General features: G+C 59.4%; 17 protein-coding genes and 1 tRNA gene. 14 read left to right on the forward strand and 4 right to left on the reverse strand.

What is annotated here, in order from left to right:
- Positions 1-13 precede the first annotated feature (13 nt).
- The 5 genes from AAEZ06_RS08280 (at position 14) to AAEZ06_RS08300 (ending at position 4,052) form a co-directional block, all read left to right on the forward strand.
- Entirely contained in the window at positions 14-373 is a 360-nt protein-coding gene (locus AAEZ06_RS08280; RefSeq protein WP_149414240.1) for a DUF4810 domain-containing protein, read from the forward strand.
- Positions 370-1,023, forward strand: coding sequence for a DUF799 domain-containing protein (locus AAEZ06_RS08285; RefSeq protein ID WP_133103737.1), 654 nt, complete (start codon positions 370-372; stop codon positions 1,021-1,023). Before AAEZ06_RS08280 ends, AAEZ06_RS08285 begins: the two co-directional genes overlap by 4 nt.
- 133 nt (positions 1,024-1,156) lie before the next feature.
- Positions 1,157-2,830 carry a vWA domain-containing protein gene (locus AAEZ06_RS08290; RefSeq protein WP_350613819.1) on the forward strand — a complete coding sequence of 558 codons (1,674 nt, stop codon included), beginning with the start codon at positions 1,157-1,159 and terminating at the stop codon, positions 2,828-2,830.
- Between the two features lie 32 nt (positions 2,831-2,862).
- Positions 2,863-3,435 carry an RNA polymerase sigma factor gene (locus AAEZ06_RS08295; RefSeq protein WP_350613821.1) on the forward strand — a complete coding sequence of 191 codons (573 nt, stop codon included), beginning with the start codon at positions 2,863-2,865 and terminating at the stop codon, positions 3,433-3,435.
- A complete protein-coding gene (locus AAEZ06_RS08300) occupies positions 3,432-4,052 on the forward strand; it encodes a hypothetical protein (RefSeq protein ID WP_350613823.1) in 621 nt (206 codons plus the stop codon). Before AAEZ06_RS08295 ends, AAEZ06_RS08300 begins: the two co-directional genes overlap by 4 nt.
- Before the next feature lie 69 nt (positions 4,053-4,121).
- On the opposite strand, the gene AAEZ06_RS08305 is transcribed toward AAEZ06_RS08300, so the two are convergent.
- A complete protein-coding gene (locus tag AAEZ06_RS08305) occupies positions 4,122-5,162 on the reverse strand; it encodes a virulence RhuM family protein (protein WP_149414236.1) in 1,041 nt (346 codons plus the stop codon).
- An 80-nt stretch (positions 5,163-5,242) separates the two neighbouring features.
- A tRNA-Arg gene (locus AAEZ06_RS08310) sits at positions 5,243-5,319 on the reverse strand.
- A gap of 394 nt (positions 5,320-5,713) precedes the next feature.
- Here AAEZ06_RS08310 and gabD point away from each other — a divergent pair.
- The 3 genes from gabD to AAEZ06_RS08325 all read left to right on the forward strand — a co-directional run bounded on the left by gabD (position 5,714) and on the right by AAEZ06_RS08325 (position 9,963).
- Complete coding sequence (gabD, locus tag AAEZ06_RS08315; protein ID WP_149414235.1) at positions 5,714-7,156, forward strand: NADP-dependent succinate-semialdehyde dehydrogenase; 1,443 nt, start codon at positions 5,714-5,716, stop codon at positions 7,154-7,156.
- A 186-nt stretch (positions 7,157-7,342) separates the two neighbouring features.
- Positions 7,343-8,620 (forward strand): 4-aminobutyrate--2-oxoglutarate transaminase, encoded by a 1,278-nt coding sequence (gene gabT / locus AAEZ06_RS08320; RefSeq protein WP_350613826.1) that lies wholly within the window; start codon positions 7,343-7,345, stop codon positions 8,618-8,620.
- Positions 8,621-8,754: 134 nt separating this feature from the next.
- Positions 8,755-9,963: an HDOD domain-containing protein gene (locus AAEZ06_RS08325; RefSeq protein ID WP_149414233.1), complete on the forward strand. Its 1,209-nt coding sequence runs from the start codon at positions 8,755-8,757 to the stop codon at positions 9,961-9,963.
- Between the two features lie 9 nt (positions 9,964-9,972).
- Here the strand turns inward: AAEZ06_RS08325 and AAEZ06_RS08330 are convergent, their stop codons facing one another.
- Entirely contained in the window at positions 9,973-10,974 is a 1,002-nt protein-coding gene (locus AAEZ06_RS08330; protein WP_350613828.1) for a GGDEF domain-containing protein, read from the reverse strand.
- A 228-nt stretch (positions 10,975-11,202) separates the two neighbouring features.
- Positions 11,203-12,387, reverse strand: coding sequence for a delta-9 fatty acid desaturase DesA (gene desA / locus AAEZ06_RS08335; RefSeq protein WP_149414231.1), 1,185 nt, complete (start codon positions 12,385-12,387; stop codon positions 11,203-11,205).
- 166 nt (positions 12,388-12,553) lie between these two features.
- Between desA and dibA the strand changes: the two genes are divergently transcribed.
- From dibA to AAEZ06_RS08365, 6 genes are all read left to right on the forward strand, one after another.
- On the forward strand, positions 12,554-14,464 hold the full coding sequence (gene dibA / locus AAEZ06_RS08340) for a phosphodiesterase DibA (RefSeq protein WP_350613831.1): 1,911 nt from the start codon (positions 12,554-12,556) through the stop codon (positions 14,462-14,464).
- A 187-nt stretch (positions 14,465-14,651) separates the two neighbouring features.
- The gene (gene oscA, locus AAEZ06_RS08345) at positions 14,652-14,834 is read left to right on the forward strand and encodes a sulfur starvation response protein OscA (protein WP_003170956.1); all 183 of its coding nucleotides are present in this window, start codon (positions 14,652-14,654) and stop codon (positions 14,832-14,834) included.
- Positions 14,835-14,911: 77 nt separating this feature from the next.
- Positions 14,912-15,922, forward strand: coding sequence for a sulfate ABC transporter substrate-binding protein (locus AAEZ06_RS08350; RefSeq protein ID WP_350613833.1), 1,011 nt, complete (start codon positions 14,912-14,914; stop codon positions 15,920-15,922).
- A 140-nt stretch (positions 15,923-16,062) separates the two neighbouring features.
- Complete coding sequence (gene cysT, locus AAEZ06_RS08355) at positions 16,063-16,881, forward strand: sulfate ABC transporter permease subunit CysT (RefSeq protein WP_133103001.1); 819 nt, start codon at positions 16,063-16,065, stop codon at positions 16,879-16,881.
- Between the two features lie 13 nt (positions 16,882-16,894).
- Positions 16,895-17,767, forward strand: a complete 873-nt coding sequence (gene cysW / locus AAEZ06_RS08360) for a sulfate ABC transporter permease subunit CysW (protein WP_350613836.1) — start codon at positions 16,895-16,897, stop codon at positions 17,765-17,767.
- A gap of 3 nt (positions 17,768-17,770) precedes the next feature.
- Entirely contained in the window at positions 17,771-18,751 is a 981-nt protein-coding gene (locus tag AAEZ06_RS08365; RefSeq protein WP_149414227.1) for a sulfate/molybdate ABC transporter ATP-binding protein, read from the forward strand.
- The last annotated feature ends 184 nt before the right edge of the window (positions 18,752-18,935 follow it).

An 18,935-nucleotide genomic window follows, 5' to 3' on the forward strand; every position in this document is an offset into this window, starting at 1 on the left:
GAGTCGTACACGGATGAACAAGGCAGTGACGTTGGCGCTGATGCTGACAGTTTTAGCAACAGTAGCGGGGTGCCAGACGGCGCCCAAGCCTCTCTATCAATGGGAGAGCTACCAGCCGCAGGTTTACGAATACTTCAAGGGTGAGCCCAAGGAAGCCCAGGTCGAAGCGCTGGAGCGGGATCTGCAGAAGATCAACGCCAGTGGCCGCCAGGCGCCGCCGGGCTATCACGCCCACCTGGGCATGCTGTACCTGAGCATGGGCAAGGATGACCAGATGGTGCAGCAATTTCGCACCGAGAAGGCGCTGTTCCCTGAGTCCGCTGCCTATATGGACTTCCTGCTCAAGAACGCCAAGACCGGAGACGTCAAATGAGCCTTTTGAAACTCACTGGCGCTTTGCTGGCCCTGGCGTTGCTGGGCGGTTGTGCAGCACCCAAGACCGTCGACTACTCGGCGTTTAAACAGGCCCGGCCCAAGTCAATCCTGGTGCTGCCGCCGATCAACGAATCGCCGGAAGTGCAGGCGTCCTACAGCCTGGTATCGCAGGTGACTTACCCGTTGGCCGAAGCCGGCTACTACGTGTTGCCGATCGCCCTGGTGGATGAAACCTTCCGCCAGAACGGTCTGACCACGCCGACGGACATCCAGGGCGTGGCACCGGGCAAGCTGCATGAAATCTTCGGTGCGGACGCCGGGCTGTACATCACCATCACCGAGTACGGCACCAGCTACATGCTGATCTCCAGTGAAACGGCGGTGACGGCGTCGGCCAAACTGGTAGACCTGCGTACCGGCACCACGCTGTGGACCGGCTCCGCTCGCGCCTCCAGCGAAGAGGGCGGTAACAATGGCGGCGGCGGTCTGGTGGGGATGCTGATCACCGCAGCGGTCAAGCAAATCATCAACAGCTCAACCGACGCCGGCCACCCGATTGCCGGCATCACCAGTGCGCGTCTGCTGTCGGCAGGCCAACGCACCGGGATTCTGTACGGGCCGCGTTCGCCCAAGTATGGGTCGGACTGATTGACCTGCAATAAACAGCCTGGCTACCTTCGGGTAGCCAGTTTTCGTATTTAAAATCTGCGGTTTTAACCCGAACCGTAATTGCCTTGCGTCTGACCTTGTGAACGGATCATTCACTCCCGAGGTTCAGCCCATGTCCCGTCCTCTTCTTCTCTTGCGCCCCGCAGCCCAGGGTTTTGCCGTCACCTTGCTGGTGGCGCTCGCCGGGTGCGGACTGTCCTCGTCCAGGGATGTGGCCAAGACAGCCGAAGCAGCCCCTGTTACCCCCAGCCCCGAATTGCATAGCGAGCCGGCTCGCGCTCAGGGTGCGTTGAGCAAACGCATGGCCATGCCTGCGCCGATGGCCTCACGGTTGGTGATGAGCGATTCGGTCGCGATGGAATACCGCGCTGAACCCCGCGAGCAGTACCAGAACCTGCCGGACAATCCGATCCATAGCGTCGCCGAAACCCCGGTGTCGACCTTCAGTGTTGATGTGGACACCGGCAGCTATGCCAACGTCCGACGCTTCCTCAACCAGGGCAGCCTGCCGCCTCAAGGCGCTGTGCGACTTGAAGAAATGGTCAATTACTTCCCCTACGATTACGCGCTGCCCAACGATGGCTCGCCCTTTGGCGTGACCACCGAGGTGGCGCCGTCACCGTGGAATGCCCACACCCGTTTACTGCGCATCGGCATCAAGGCTTCCGACCGCGCCGTGGCAGACCTGGCGCCGGCCAACCTGGTGTTTCTGGTGGATGTGTCTGGCTCCATGAACCGCCGCGAAGGCCTGCCACTGGTCAAGAGCACCCTGAAACTGCTGGTGGATCAGCTGCGAGATCAGGACCGGGTGTCTCTGGTGGTCTACGCCGGTGAGTCGCGCGTGGTGCTCAAGCCGACCTCGGGTGGTGACAAGGCGAAGATTCGCAACGCCATCGACCAGTTGACCGCTGGCGGTTCGACGGCAGGCGCCTCGGGTATCGAACTGGCCTATCAAATGGCCCGGGAAGGCTTTATCGACAAGGGAATCAACCGCATCCTGCTGGCCACCGATGGCGACTTCAACGTCGGCATCAGTGACTTCGACAGCCTCAAGCAGATGGCGGTCGAGCAGCGCAAAAGCGGCGTATCCCTGACTACTCTGGGGTTTGGTGTGGATAACTACAACGAACAGCTGATGGAACAATTGGCCGATGCCGGCGATGGCAACTACGCCTATATCGACAACCTGCGCGAAGCGCGCAAGGTATTGGTGGACCAGCTCAGCTCGACCCTGGCGGTGGTGGCGCGGGACGTTAAATTGCAGGTGGAATTCAACCCGGTCCAGGTCAGTGAATATCGCCTGCTGGGTTATGAAAACCGCGCGTTGAAGCGTGAGGACTTTAACAACGACAAGGTCGATGCCGGTGAGATCGGTGCGGGGCATACAGTGACGGCGTTGTATGAAATCGTCCCCAAGGGTGAAAAAGGTTGGTTGGAACCGCTGCGCTATGCCGCTAAGCCTGTATCAGGCGGCACGTCTGGGGAGCTGGCGATCTTGCGCGTACGCTACAAGACCGCCCAAGGAGGCAGCAGCCAGTTGATAGAACGCCCCATCAGCAGCGAGCAAAGCGCTGGCAAGGCCAGCAATGACCTACGCTTCTCAGCCGCCGTGGCAGCCTTTGCCCAGCAGCTCAAGGGTGACGGTCGCTACACTGGGAACATGAGTTTGAAAGACACGGCTGCCTTGGCTCGTTCTGCCCGAGGCGACGACCCGTTTGGCTTGCGCAATGAGTTCGTGCAATTGGTCGAACTGGCGCAGAGCCTCAAGGCCTCGGTCAAACACTGAAGATGCTGAAAAGAAAGGAGTTCGCCACCCCCATGCCCGCTCCAGTTGATTCACCCAGCGACGAATCGCTGCTGGCCCGCTATCGCACCGGCGACACTGCCGCATTCGAGGCCTTGTACGCGCGTCATCGACAAGGCCTGTATCGTTTCCTCGTGTCCTTGAGCAACAAAGTGGAACTTGCCGAGGAAATCTACCAGGACACCTGGCTCAGCTTGATCCGCAGCGCCACTCAGCCACAAGGGCGAGCGAGTTTTCGTACCTGGCTGTTCCAGATTGCCCGCAACCGCCTGATCGATTACTGGCGTAAGCACGGCGTCCACAATCCGCTGCACGACAGCTACGATGAACAGCTTCACGCCCAGCCCGACGACAGCGGCAGCCCCGAACAACTCTTGAGCCTGAGCCGCGACCAGGGCCGTCTGGACGCCGCGGTGCAAGACTTGCCCGAAGACCAGCGGGAAGTATTCCTGCTGCGCCTGCACGGCGACCTGGAGGTGCCGCAAATCGCCGAGCTCACTGGCGTCCCACTGGAAACGGTCAAAAGCCGCTTGCGTTACGCCCAGCAGAAATTGCGTCGACTGCTGGCCGAGGAGGTACCCGTATGACTGACTCCCGACACACCCCGAATCCCGACGACGAAGTGCTGATCCAACACTTTCGCCAACACACCAGCGGCGAACCGCCTGCTTCCCTGGACGCTTTCCTGCTGGCCACCGCCCGCCGCGAAGCCCCGGCGCCCCAACCAAATCTGTGGCAACGCTGGCTGCTGGCCTGCCAACGGCCACGCTGGCAAATGGCATTCGCCACCGTTGCCGGTGTGGCGCTGATGATTGGCTTGGTGGTGCGCTCGCCAGTGCCCAATGTCGACCTGCCCGCGCCAGCGGCGGCGCAGTACTCCGCCAGCCGCGAGGAACTCGCTCGCCCAGCGCCGCAAGCGTTGCAAGCGCCCGCACCGCCCATGACTCGACTCGCCATGGCACCCCAGGCGGACAGTGTGCAGGTTCAGGCTGAGGTGGCGGGAGCCCTGGCGGACGAGTCTGTGGCAAAAATGAGCAAGCGAAGGGCTGTCAAGCCACAGTCCCTGGAGCAAGGGCTTCAGGAAATTGTGCGCCTGCGCCAAGCGGGAGAGGCCAAGGCGGCCGATGAAAAGCTTCTGGCGCTGTATAAGCGCTTTCCCCAGGAAGACTTGCCGACTCGGCTGGAGGCGTTGCAAAAGCCATAAGTAAACGGCGGCCACAAAAAAGCCCCAGGTCTTTTGACCTGGGGCTTTCGTTCTAAAGACTAAGGCGTTTCAGTAATTCTTCTTCTGTGACATCGCACGCAATGCCTCAATGCTCAATGTCTCTCCCTCTGTTTCTTTCAGAGTCCTGCGTTGTTGGTTATAGCGTTCGTACTCCAGCTTCGCTTTATCATCGGCTGCATGCTTGCTGATTTGTCCTGCACCTTGCAGAATTTCGCGGTCGTTGAAAGCTAGAAATTGATCCAGCTTCTCCTGCCAGTCGCGTAGGAAAATTTGCTTACGTCTCAACGCCTGATCTTCGGCAAAGTCCAGCCACATGGTGACAATGCGATTCAATGCAGAAATTTCGTGCTGCTGAAGATAGTTTTTAGCGATGGTCACATCACCCTTACGTACTTCATCACCCTTGAAACTGGTCAGGCCCATGTTCGGTTTGGCGGCATCAACACGTTGAGTAATTAACTCGGCAGCGGTCAGTCCGGTGCTGGCGAAATGAAGTTTGTTTTGGATGATCTGGAAGAATGTTGTGGTTTCACTATTCGACGGAGTGTAGTCGGCCGCCATCGCAAAAATTTCCCGGACTCGCAGATAGACCCTGCGCTCACTCGCGCGGATATCGCGAATGCGTTCAAGCAATTCGTCAAAGTAGTCAGGAACCAACGAACGACCCACGGGAGGGTTTTTCAGCCGCTCGTCATCCATGGCGAAGCCTTTGACCAGATATTCCTGCAGGATTTGCGTGGCCCACTGACGGAACTGAGTACCGCGCTTAGAGCGTACCCGATACCCTACCGCCAGAATCAGCGGCAAGCTGAAGTATCTGACGTTGTAGGGTTTGTCGTCGGCGGCAGTTGTTCGGTAAAACCGAACAACTGAATCCTCCACCAGTTCGCCCTCGGCGAAGATATGGCTGATATGTTCGCTGATGGTGGCTTTTGCCTTGCCATACAGCTCACAGATCATTGCCTGCGAGAGCCACAGGGTGTCGGTATCGAAGCGGCACTCCAGGCGAACCAAACCGTCACCGCTCTGGAACAACAACAGTTCACCTTGTGGTGCGGGAGGATGTTCGGTCTGGGTGCTATCGCTCATGTGAGACCTCTGTGATCGGGCTGATCGATAGTCTACAAAAAAGCCCCAGGTCTTTCGACCTGGGGCTTTTCGTCTGTATCTGGTGCACCCGGCGGGATTCGAACCCACGACCCCTGCCTTCGGAGGGCAGTACTCTATCCAGCTGAGCTACGGATGCTTGTGCGGGCGCCATCATACCCATGTCGACCTTGGGCGTCCATGCTGGTTTTCGGCCGTCTGCCGGCAGGATTCTGGAGTGTCGAGGCTCTGCCCCGGGCGGTATGGGTCGTTGGCACTGAACCAGGGGCAAGTACGCTGATCAGAAAGTTTCGGCAAGTACGCCGTTTTTGTTCTTTTTTTCGAACAGACTATTGTCCTTTACCCCCATTGATCCTAGGATTCGTTTGAGATTTCAAACGCTCCTCCCTGGGTGCTGAACCGCACATCTGTCTTTCGTGCGCTATTTATGTGCTTGCGCCCGGTGAATGATTTCCCTGACGGCAGCCTTCAAGGCGCCTTTCAACAACTCTAATTTGCTCCGCGCGTGCGCGGTGCTGTTAAGGAAAGCCGACATGCAGCTTAAAGACACCCAGTTGTTCCGCCAGCAAGCCTTCATTGATGGCGCTTGGGTCGATGCGGACAACGGTCAGACGATCAAGGTTAACAACCCGGCTACCGGCGAAATTCTGGGTACCGTGCCGAAAATGGGCGCTGCCGAAACCCGCCGCGCTATCGAAGCGGCCGACAAGGCCCTGCCGGCCTGGCGTGCACTGACCGCCAAGGACCGTGCGAACAAGCTGCGTCGTTGGTTTGAACTGATCATCGAAAACCAGGACGACCTGGCTCGCCTGATGACCCTGGAACAGGGTAAGCCGCTGGCCGAAGCCAAGGGCGAAATCGTCTACGCCGCCTCGTTCATCGAGTGGTTCGCCGAAGAGGCCAAGCGCATTTACGGTGACGTGATTCCCGGCCATCAGCCGGACAAGCGCCTGATCGTGATCAAGCAGCCGATCGGCGTGACCGCTGCTATCACGCCGTGGAACTTCCCCGCCGCGATGATCACCCGTAAAGCCGGCCCGGCCCTGGCTGCCGGTTGCACCATGGTGCTCAAACCCGCCTCGCAAACGCCGTTCTCCGCGTTCGCCCTGGCTGAGTTGGCCCAGCGTGCCGGTATTCCCAAAGGCGTTTTCAGCGTGGTCTCCGGCAGTGCTGGCGATATCGGCAGCGAGCTGACCAGCAACCCGATCGTGCGCAAGCTGTCCTTCACCGGCTCTACCGAAATCGGTCGCCAATTGATGGCCGAATGCGCCAAGGACATCAAGAAAGTCTCCCTGGAATTGGGCGGCAACGCGCCGTTCATCGTGTTTGACGACGCAGACCTGGATAAGGCCGTCGAAGGCGCGATCATCTCCAAGTACCGTAACAACGGCCAGACCTGCGTCTGCGCCAACCGTCTGTACATTCAGGATTCAGTGTACGACGCGTTCGCCGAGAAACTGAAAGTGGCGGTGGCCAAACTGAAGATCGGCAACGGTCTGGAAGAAGGCACTACTACCGGCCCGCTGATCGACGAAAAAGCCGTGGCCAAGGTTCAGGAACACATCGCCGATGCCCTGAGCAAAGGCGCAACGCTGCTGGCCGGGGGCAAGGTCATGGAAGGCAACTTCTTTGAGCCGACCATCCTGGTCAACGTGCCGAAGAACGCCGCCGTGGCCAAGGAAGAAACCTTCGGTCCTTTGGCACCGTTGTTCCGCTTCAAAGACGAAGCCGAAGTGATCGCGATGTCCAACGACACCGAGTTCGGCCTGGCCTCCTACTTCTACGCCCGAGACCTGGGTCGTGTGTTCCGTGTGGCCGAAGCCCTGGAATACGGTATGGTCGGCGTCAACACCGGGTTGATCTCCAACGAAGTGGCGCCGTTTGGCGGCATCAAGGCTTCGGGCCTGGGCCGTGAAGGCTCCAAGTACGGGATCGAGGATTACCTGGAAATCAAATACCTCTGCCTGGGTATCTAAACCCGGCAAGGCATTGCGTTAAACGCAAAGGGCACGAGAGCGCTGTCCCTTTGCGTGTTTCAAAATGTTATTACGCAAGTGGCCGGAAAGCTGTGGCAGTCGATCATCGCATGCTGCCGTAGTTGCCTCCCGCCACGTACTCCTTGAGCTACGCCGCCCGATGAGCGGCGAATGAGGACTTTTTTGATGAGCAAGACCAACGCTTCCCTGATGAAACGCCGCGAAGCCGCAGTACCGCGCGGTGTTGGCCAGATTCACCCGATCTTTGCCGAGTCGGCGAAGAACGCCACCGTGACCGACGTTGAAGGTCGCGAGTTCATCGACTTCGCCGGCGGCATCGCCGTGCTGAACACCGGTCACCTGCACCCGAAAATCATCGCGGCCGTGACCGCCCAGTTGAACAAGCTGACCCACACCTGCTTCCAGGTGCTGGCGTACGAACCTTACGTTGAACTGTGTGAAAAAGTTAACGCCAAGGTGCCTGGTGATTTCGCCAAGAAAACCCTGCTGGTGACCACCGGTTCCGAAGCTGTAGAAAACGCCGTGAAAATCGCCCGCGCCGCCACTGGCCGTGCCGGCGTGATTGCCTTTACTGGCGGTTACCACGGTCGCACCATGATGACCCTGGGCCTGACCGGTAAAGTCGTGCCTTACTCGGCCGGCATGGGCCTGATGCCTGGCGGTATCTTCCGTGCGCTGTACCCGAACGACCTGCACGGTGTGAGCGTGGATGATTCCATCGCCAGCATCGAGCGCATCTTCAAAAACGATGCCGAGCCGCGTGATATCGCGGCCATCATCATCGAGCCGGTGCAGGGCGAAGGCGGTTTCTACGTCGCGCCTAAAGCCTTCATGAAGCGCCTGCGCGAACTGTGCGACCAGCACGGCATCCTGCTGATCGCCGACGAAGTGCAAACCGGCGCTGGCCGCACCGGTACTTTCTTCGCCATGGAACAGATGGGCGTTGCCGCCGACCTGACCACCTTCGCCAAATCCATCGCTGGCGGCTTCCCGCTGGCCGGTGTGTGTGGCAAGGCTGAATACATGGACGCCATTGCGCCAGGCGGCCTGGGCGGCACCTACGCCGGTAGCCCGATCGCTTGCGCTGCTGCGCTGGCGGTGATGGAAGTGTTCGAAGAAGAGCACCTGCTGGACCGCTGCAAGGCGGTGGGCGAGCGTCTGGTAACCGGCCTCAAGGCCATCCAGGCCAAGTACCCAGTGATCGGTGACGTGCGTGCCCTGGGCGCGATGATCGCGGTTGAGCTGTTCGTCGATGGCGACAGCCACAAGCCGAACGCCCCGGCCGTGGCCGCTGTGGTCGCCAAGGCCCGCGACAAGGGTTTGATCCTGCTGTCCTGCGGTACCTACGGCAACGTGTTGCGCGTACTGGTGCCGCTGACTTCGCCGGACGAGCAACTGGATAAAGGCCTGGCGATCATTGAAGAGTGTTTCTCCGAGCTCTGATTTAGCGTGACCTGATCTACAAAAAAACCGCTTCGGCGGTTTTTTTGTACCCTCAGAAACATATCGAGGGAATTTTCCTGTATCCAAATGCCTGCATTGTCTAAGGTGCAAGGATTGCAGAGGGAGCGTGCTGGATGGTTGCTGTTGATTTGCCTGCTGTACCCCGTGTGTTGATCGCCGAGGCGGACCCCTGGTCGCGGGATCTGCTCAAGCAGGTATTGTTGAATGTGCGCTGTGACGCCCGGCTGGACGTGTGCGCCGACGGGCAGCAAGCGGCTGCGCTATTGAGTGAAAAACCCTACGACCTGATCATCGCCGACTGGGATCTGCCCGGCGTCGACGGCCTGAGCCTGTTGCGTACCGTGCGCCAGCGTCGGCGTACACCGGCGTTGCCGTTCATCCTGCTGAGCACCCGCAACGACAGCGCCAGCGTGCGCGAAGCATTGCCCCTGGCGCCGACCGCGTACTTGACTAAACCCCTTAACATGGAAGGCCTGACCCAGCGTCTGCAGGACTTGCTACTTAACGAGGGTGAAACCGTTTGCTGTGAAGTCCCGGCCCTGGCTGCCGGCATGACCCTGCCGGTGTTCCTGGAGCACCGCCGCGAACTGTCCGATGGCGCGCCGCTGCGGGTCGACGTCAAGGCGGTGGTGCAACACAGCCTTGCGCCGGAAGGCCTGGACCTCAGGCGCTTGGAAGAGCAGGTCAAGGTTGATCCGCAAATCACTGCTGTACTGATCGCCGCCGCCAACAGCGCCGGGCATCACGGCGTTCCGGTGCAAACCTTGTCCATGGCCCTGCACAAGCTGGCGGCCGGGCAGAGCATGAATTTGATCCTGGGCCTGGCCCTAAAGCACAACGTGATCTTGAGCGACGCCAGCCTGGTGGATTACGCCGAACGTCACTGGCAACTGTCCCAGCGTACCGCCGATTACGCTCGCTCCCTGGCGCGCATGCTTGATCTGGACCATGAGCGCTGCTACAGCGCCGGCATTCTCCACCGGTTGGGCGATTTGGCGCTGCTGCGGTGTTTACAGGAGTGGCGCCAGGGCGGTGGCGAACTGGATGTCGAACTGATTGGCGAGTCCCTGTATACCTTCGGCGCCAACTACGGCTCGGCGTTGCGCATCCGCTGGCGCTTGCCGCTGGAGCTGCGTCAGCTGATCGCGGCGATCTATTCCCTGGAAGGCGGGGTGTATTCCCGTGAAGCGCTGGTGGTGAACATAGCGGCGCAATTGGCGCGGCTGAGCGAGCATGAAGGCGTCGAGGAACTGGCCAGGGGCAAGACGGCGCGGTTGCTCAAGGTCGGTTTGTCGGAGCTGATGCGCATCCGCAAGGTTTGATGCTGATCATCAGCCCGAGATAACTCGATTCTTGCCCCGGCGCTTGGCCTCATACATCGCCGTATCGGCTCGGGCGAACAGGCTGTCGAGGTTCGCATCGTCGCCAGTCATGTTCGCCAAGCCCTGGCTGACAGTTACCCCGTAGCTCTGTTCTTCATGGCTGAAACTCAGCTGCGCAACCTCCTGCCCCAGACGCTCGGCTACCTGCCTGGCCATTTCCGGCGCGCAACCGGGCAGCACTGCGGCAAACTCTTCGCCGCCAATGCGCCCGAACAAATCGCCACGGCGTAAAACTCCTCGACCGCTCTCGGCGATACGCTGCAGTACCTGATCACCCTCCAGATGGCCGTAGGTATCGTTGACGGTCTTGAAGTCATCGATGTCCAGCAACAGAAATGCCAGTGGCGTGCCTTGGACGCAGGCGCGCTCGAATTCATGGTTGGCGCATTCGAAGAAGTGCCGACGGTTGCTGCTTTTGGTCAGCGCATCGGTGGTGGCCAGGCGTTGCAGTTCCAGCTCCAACTGCTTTTTTTCGGTGATGTCTTCAGCGATGCCCACCACGATGATCGGCTGACCGGGTTCGGCCTGCTGATTGATAAAACATTTATCGCTGAGCCAGCGGATCTGCCCGTCTGTGGTGATGATGCGGTACTGGCGGTCTTCCACGGCGCCTTTGTCCAGCACCAGCGCCAGGCTGTATTCGGCGTAATCGACGTCTTCGGGGTGGATGCTGTTGTGCCATTCTCTGTGGTCGGCCATCAACAGGCCCGCCGCGCGCCCAAAGATGCGCTCGTAGGCTGGGCTGACATACAGCACGCGACGGGTGTCCCACTCGATCGCCCACAGCACGGCGTTGACGCTGACCAGTAACGAACTCAACAACTGCTCGCGTTCACTCAGGCGCTCCACTTCGCCCTGGGCATGCTTGAGCGCCAGTAACGTGGCGACAGCCGCAGGTCGTGCCTGCTCAGCGATGGGAATATCGGGTGGGGAGGTTTTTTCGTGGACCATCGGCACAACTCTCTCTGGGCGTGCCGCAGGATCAGATAGCGGTCACAACAAGGTGCGCCAGGATGGCGAAGTGTTGTTTGAGAGAGGAGATTTGCAGCGAAGTTCCGTTATTGGTGGCGATTGAGACGGAAAATTCGGCGACTGTGTAATGGCGCCAAAAAACTGTGGGGAGGCTTGTTGTGGCGAGGAGACAAGCCCCGTCGCCACAACAAGCCTTTGGGCATCCAATCAGACCGGTGCAGGACGCAGTGAGTAGGTTTTCAACTGATGGGCAAAGTCACGCAGGGATTGAATCCCGCTGGCCTCGGCCTCGTGGACCCATTCCTTGATCGCCGCCAGCATGTCGTGGCCATTGGTGCTGGTCTTGAGCCAGATCTGTTGCAGCGCCAGACGTTTTTCGTAGATCACTTTCAACGCCTGGCTGTGCTCCAGCATGCTTTGGATGCGCAGGTGATGGCGGTCATCCAGCAGGCTGGTTTCCCGCGACAGCAGGCGTTTGGCGCGATGGAACTGGTGACGGACGGAATGATCGACCTTCTCCAGCTCCTGCTTGACCAGCGGCGCAATCACCAACTTGCGGTACTGGGCCATGATCTGGAAACGGTTGTTGAGGATCGCCATGGCGGTGTCCATGTCCAGGTGGCCCTTGCCTTCGACCCGGTGGGCGATGGGCGCAACGCGCTGGACCTTGGCCAGGCGCAGGAAGCTGAACACCTTGATCCAGGCCCAGCCCATGTCAAATTCCCATTTCTTCACCGACAACTTGGCGGAGTTGGGGTAGGTGTGATGGTTGTTGTGCAGCTCTTCGCCGCCAACAATGATGCCCCAGGGGATTAGATTGGTCGCCGCGTCACGGCATTCGAAGTTGCGGTAGCCGACGGCATGGCCCAGGCCGTTGATCACGCCGGCGGCCCAGAACGGAATCCACATCATCTGGATGGCCCAGATGGTGATGCCGATGGTGCCGAACAGCAGCAGGTCGATCACCCCCATGATTGCCACGCCCAGCATCGGGAAGCGGGTGTAGAGATTACGTTCGATCCAGTCTTCCGGGCAGTTCTTGCCGTAGATGCGCAGGGTCTCGGGGTTTTCCGCCTCGGCGCGGTACAGCTCGGCGCCCTTGCGCAGGACGGTGGACAGGCCCTTGATCACCGGGCTATGAGGATCGTCGACGGTTTCGCACTTGGCGTGGTGTTTGCGGTGGATGGCAGTCCACTCGCGAGTGTTCTGCGCCGTGGTCAGCCACAGCCAGAAGCGGAAGAAGTGTTTCAGGCCAGCATTGAGCTCCAGGGAGCGGTGGGCTGAATAACGGTGTAGATAGACGGTGACCCCGACAATGGTCACGTGGGTCATCAACAGAGTGACTGCCACCAGTTGCCAGGCCGACAAGTCAAGAAAACCGTTGTACCACATAGGTTGTATGGCCCTCAGATAAAGAAAAAAATAGCATCCGCATTATCACTCAGCACACGGATAAAACCAGTCACCGTTTCAGATAAGACTTACAAAGTGTTTCCTACCCTATAATCCTGACTCTTTGTAGGGTGATTCTGGTTTTTGAGTAAGGATTACTAACTATATGTTGTTTTCATACCGAGGTGCCCTGCGTGCAGGGCTGGTGTACCTGCTGGTTTCTATTGTGTGGATACAGCTCAGCCAGCGGTTATTGATCAATCTTTTCGATGAGCCGACGGAGTTGATCCACTGGTCGATAGTGCGGGGGTATGCCTGGATTAGCCTGAGTGCCCTTGTTATTTTTCTACTGTGCGCCCGTTTTGCCCGGACAAACCTGATCCAGCAACCCTTGAAGGAAAACCGCGAGCGCCTGCGCCAGGCTGCAGCGGTGTTCGATTGCACCCGCGAAGGGGTGCTGGTCACCGATGCCCAAGGCCTGATTGTCCACGTCAACCGTGCCTTTATCGAAATCACCGGCTACCGATGTGAAGACGTCATGGGTCGCCAGCCCAGCCTGTTCAAATCCGGGCGCCATTCGGCGGTTTTTTATGAAGAAATGTTCCAAACCCTCGGGCGCGACGGCGAATGGAGCGGCGAGATCTGGAACCGCCGAAAAAGCGGCGAAATTTATCCACAGTGGCAGACGATCCGGGTCATCCATGATGATCACGGTCGAATCAGCCACTACGTAGCCGTATTCTCCGATATCAGCGCGATCAAACATTCCGAGCACGAACTTGCGCACCTGGCGCACCACGACCCGCTGACGGACCTGCCCAACCGCCTGCTGTTCACTGACCGTGCCGAGCAGGCGCTGGCATCGGCTCAGACTCACAAGCGTGGCTGCGCACTGCTGTTGCTCGATCTGGACCACTTCAAAATTATCAACGACAGCCTCGGCCACAATGTCGGCGATCAGTTGCTCAAGGCCGTGGGCGAACGGTTGCAAGGCCTGTTTGGGCCCGGCGTAACCCTGGCGCGCTTGGGGGGCGATGAGTTCGCGGTGCTGGCGGAAAGTTGTCCACAGGTGGTTCAGGCTGCCGCCATGGCACAACTGATCATCGACAGCATGAAAGATCCGTTCACCTTCGACGGCAATCAACTCTTTATCAGCGCCAGCATTGGCATCAGCTTGTTTCCCAGCGATGCCCTGAGCGCCGAGCAACTGCTGCGCAACGCAGACTCCGCGCTGTTCAAGGCCAAAAGTGCCGGCCGCGAAGATTACGCCTTGTACACCGAGGAGCTTACCGCCCACGCCCAGCACCGAGTAGAGATCGCCAGCGAACTGCGCCGTGCCCTTGAACAGCAGGAGTTGCGGGTCTATTACCAGCCTGTGCACGACCTGCAAGGCAGCCGCCTGATCGGCGTCGAAGCCTTGGTGCGCTGGCAACATCCGGTGCGCGGCCTGGTTGCGCCTGCGGAATTTATCCCCATCGCCGAACGCACTGGGCTGATTGCCGATATTGATGCGTGGGTCATGGACCAGGCCTGTCGCCAGATGTGTAAGTGGTTGGAGGAGGGTGTGAACTTGTCGTTCCTCGCCGTGAATGTCTCCAGCCGCTTGTTTGCCCGGCGCGAACTGTACGACCAGGTAGCCAAGGTGTTGCACGAGACCGGTCTGGACCCGGCTTTGCTGGAGTTGGAAGTCACCGAAAGCGCGGTGATGAACGATCCGGAAGTGGCCCTGGAGCAACTGCACCGCCTGCGGGAACTGGGCTTGAGCCTGGCCATCGACGACTTTGGCACCGGCTATTCGTCGCTGCTGCGCCTCAAGCGCTTGCCGGTGCAGAAGCTCAAGATTGACCAGGGCTTCGTCGCCGGTCTGCCGTGGGATGAAGATGACGCGGCGATTGTGCGGGTGGTGATTGCCCTGGCGCAGAGCATGGGCATGCAGGTGCATGCCGAAGGCATCGAGCAGGTTGAGCAGGCGCGGTTCCTGCTGGACCTGCAGTGCGACATGGCCCAGGGGTATTGGTTTGGCAAGCCGATGCCGGCACAGGAGATTGATTGGGCAAGGGCGCCCGCGATTCGTTAGAACCCTGCTACGAAATATCTTCCCCGCAAAAAACCGTCGCAACCCCCCGCCCCAGTAGAAAATTCTTTCTGGTTATATAAACATTCTTAAATAGTATTTTTAAGAATATCCGCGCTTATCTACTATCGCCCTCACGCCGCAAGCAGTGCCGCCACTGCCAGGCACTTCTCATTTCAGGAGCACGACCATGAGCGCATCTCTACGTAGCGTTGACGGCCAGGACGAAGCAGCCATTTTGCGCGAGATCCAGAGCGCCCTGCGCGATCTGCGGTTTGGCGCAGTGGAAATCACCGTGCACAACGCACAAGTGGTACAGATCGAGCGTAAAGAGAAATTCCGTTTGCAGAATCCGGGTAACAAACCGAGCTAAAGCAAGATCGGCGATTCGATTGCGTCACCTGCACTTATAAGAAAAAGCCAACACACAAGAATTTCAGGAGCTTCTCTATGTCGTCGATTCGCCGTTATGCCCTGGCTGCACTGGCCAGCGCCGTGTTTGCAGGTTCCGCCGTTGCCAAGGACTACGAGTTGCTCAACGTCTCGTACGACCCTACCCGTGAGCTGTACCAGGATTACAACGCTGAGTTCACCAGCTTCTGGAAGAAAGAGCATCCGGGCGACAACGTCAAGATCCAGCAATCCCACGGTGGTTCGGGCAAGCAAGGCCGGGCCGTGATCGACGGCCTGCGTGCCGACGTAGTCACCCTGGCCCTGGCCGGTGATATCGACGAAATCGCCAAACTGGGCAAGACCCTGCCGGAAAACTGGCAGACCCGCCTGCCGGACGCCAGCACCCCGTACACCTCGACCATCGTGTTCCTGGTGCGCAAGGGCAACCCTAAAGGCATCAAGGACTGGGGCGACCTGATCAAAAACGACGTCTCGGTGATCACCCCGAACCCGAAAACCTCCGGCGGCGCGCGCTGGAACTTCCTCGCCGCCTGGGCCTATGGCCTCAAGGCCGGTGGCAGCGAAGCCAAGGCCCAGGAATACGTCAAGGAGCTGTTTAAGCACGTGCCGATCCTCGACACCGGCGCCCGTGGCTCGACCATTACCTTCGTCAACAACGGTCAGGGTGACGTGTTGCTGGCCTGGGAAAACGAAGCCTTCCTGGCGCTGAAAGAAGACGGCGGTGCCGACAAGTTCGACATCGTGGTTCCATCGCTGTCGATCCTCGCCGAGCCGCCAGTGGCCGTGGTTGACAAGAACGCCGAGAAAAAGGGCAACACCGAGATTGCCACGGCGTACCTCAATCACCTGTACAGCCCGGCCGGTCAGGAAATCGCGGCGAAGAACTTCTACCGTCCACGTGACAAGGACGTGGCCGCCAAATACGCCCAGCAGTTCCCGAAACTGGCCCTGGTGACTATCGACAAAGACTTCGGCGGCTGGAAAACTGCCCAACCGAAATTCTTCAAAGACGGTGGCGTGTTCGACCAGATCTACACTGCCCAGTAAGCCACACTACTTGTAGGAGCGAGCTTGCTCGCGAAGATCGTCAACGATGACGCGGCATTCTGAATGAACGCGTTGCCCTTGAATTCTTCGCGAGCAAGCGCGCTCCTACAGTGGCATTTACCCGTTAACCAAGGACTTTTATGTCGCGTCGTACCTCCCCCGTCATACCCGGCTTCGGGCTGACGCTGGGCTACACCTTGGTGTACCTCAGTCTGATTGTGCTCATACCGCTAGCGGCGATGTTTGTGCATGCCGCCCAACTCACCTGGGATCAGTTCTGGGCCATCATCTCGGCGCCTCGCGTGTTGGCGGCGTTGAAGCTCAGCTTCGGCACCGCGTTGTACGCAGCGATCATCAACGGCGTGATCGGCACGCTGCTGGCCTGGGTGCTGGTGCGCTACACCTTCCCCGGCCGCAAGATCATCGACGCGATGATCGACCTGCCGTTCGCCCTGCCCACCGCAGTGGCCGGTATCGCACTGACTGCTTTATATGCGCCTGCCGGCCTGGTGGGCCAGTTCGCCGCCGACCTGGGCTTCAAGATCGCCTACACCCCGCTGGGCATCACCCTGGCGCTGACCTTCGTCACGCTGCCATTTGTGGTGCGTACGGTGCAGCCGGTGCTGGCCGATATCCCCCGGGAAATCGAAGAAGCTGCTGCCTGCCTGGGTGCCAAGCCGTTGCAGGTGTTCCGCTACATTCTCGTACCGGCGTTGCTGCCCGCCTGGCTGACCGGCTTCGCGCTGGCCTTCGCCCGAGGTGTCGGTGAGTACGGTTCGGTGATTTTCATCGCCGGCAACATGCCGATGAAAACCGAGATCCTGCCGCTGCTGATCATGGTCAAGCTCGACCAATACGACTACACCGGCGCTACCTCCATCGGCGTGCTGATGCTGGTGGTTTCCTTTGTCCTGCTGCTGCTGATCAACTTGTTGCAGCGGCGCATCGAACGTCCATAAGGAGGCGCGCACAATGTCCCAATCGTCTATTGCCGCCGCCTCGTCGGCCAACGCTGCCCGCCGTGGCAGCGCCGTATCCCGGCGCATCCTGATCGGCCTTGGCTGGCTGGTCTTCGCCCTGTTTTTGCTGCTGCCGCTGTTTATCGTGGTGTCCCAGGGCCTGAAACTGGGTTTGGGTGCGTTCTTTGCCGCGATCTTTGAACCCGACGCGCTGTCGGCACTGAAACTGACAGTGATCGCCGTGCTGATTTCGGTGCCGCTCAACGTGGTGTTTGGGGTCAGCGCCGCCTGGTGCGTGAGCAAGTACTCGTTCCGTGGCAAGAGCATGCTGGTGACGCTGATTGACCTGCCGTTCTCGGTATCGCCGGTGATCGCCGGCCTGGTCTATGTGCTGATGTTCGGCGCCCAGGGCTTCTTTGGCCCGTGGTTGCAGGATCACGACATCCAGGTCGTCTTCGCCTTGCCGGGCATCGTGCTGGCGACGATCTTCGTCACCGTGCCGTTCGTGGCCCGTGAACTAATCCCGCTGATGCAAGAGCAGGGCACCCAGGAAGAAGAAGCCGCACGCCTGTTGGGTGCCAACGGCTGGCAGATGTTTTGGCATGTCACCGTGCCGAACATCAAGTGGGGCCTGATCTACGGTGTGGTGCTGTGTACTGCGCGGGCCATGGGTGAGTTCGGTGCGGTGTCGGTGGTGTCCGGGCACATTCGTGGCGTCACCAATACGTTGCCGCTGCACGTCGAGATTCTCTACAACGAATACAACCACGTCGCCGCGTTTGCCGTTGCGAGCCTGTTGCTGATCCTGGCGCTCTTCATCCTGCTGCTCAAGCAGTGGAGCGAGAACCGTATTAACCGCCTGCGCGCCGGTGCGGCTGAGGAATAAGTCATGTCGATCGAAGTCCGTAATGTCAGCAAGAATTTCAACGCCTTCAAGGCCCTGAACAGCATCAATCTGGACATCCAGAGTGGCGAGCTGGTGGCGTTGCTTGGCCCCTCCGGCTGCGGCAAGACCACCTTGCTGCGCATCATCGCCGGCCTGGAAACACCGGATGATGGCAGCATCGTCTTCCACGGCGAAGACGTCTCTGGCCACGATGTGCGTGATCGCAACGTCGGTTTTGTGTTCCAGCATTACGCGCTGTTCCGCCACATGACAGTGTTCGACAACGTCGCGTTCGGCCTGCGCATGAAACCGAAAAAACAGCGTCCAACAGAGAGCCAGATTGCGGTCAAGGTTCATGAGTTGCTGAACATGGTGCAGCTGGACTGGTTGTCTGACCGTTACCCGGAACAACTCTCCGGTGGCCAGCGCCAGCGCATCGCCCTGGCCCGCGCCCTGGCGGTGGAACCGAAAGTGCTGCTGCTCGATGAGCCTTTCGGCGCCCTCGATGCCAAGGTCCGTAAAGAACTGCGCCGCTGGCTGGCGCGTCTGCACGAAGACATCAACCTGACCTCGGTGTTTGTGACTCACGACCAGGAAGAGGCCATGGAAGTCGCCGACCGTATCGTGGTGATGAACAAGGGCGTGATCGAGCAGATCGGCTCACCGGGCGAAGTCTACGAAAACCCGGCCAGCGATTTCGTTTACCACTTCCTGGGCGACTCCAACCGCCTGTATTTGGGGGAGGACAAGCATGTGTTGTTCCGCCCCCATGAAGTGTCGCTGTCGCGCCATGAACTGGAAGATCACCATGCGGCGCAAGTGCGCGATATTCGACCGCTGGGCGCGACCACTCGGGTGACCCTGAAAGTCGAAGGCCAGAACGAACTGATCGAAGCTGAAGTGGTGAAAGACCACGACAGCCTGACCGGCCTGGCGCGCGGCGAGACGTTGTTCTTCAAGCCCAAGGTTTGGCAGAAGGCCTGAGTGATATACCTGTAGGAGCCGGCAAGCCGGCTCTACAGGGTTAGGTGGTGATCGCTAAAGCTCGTTCTCCAAGCTCATTCAGCCTGGCCTGTGCATACCGGGTCTTTTCCCATTCCCGCGGATCTCCTGTAAATGCATAGCCTTGCGGCGCACTGCGCTCGTGCCAGCTCGGCACCCGCCACTC

The sequence above is a fragment of the Pseudomonas sp. HY7a-MNA-CIBAN-0227 genome, from assembly GCF_040310325.1.
Taxonomy (GTDB): Bacteria; Pseudomonadota; Gammaproteobacteria; order Pseudomonadales; family Pseudomonadaceae; genus Aquipseudomonas.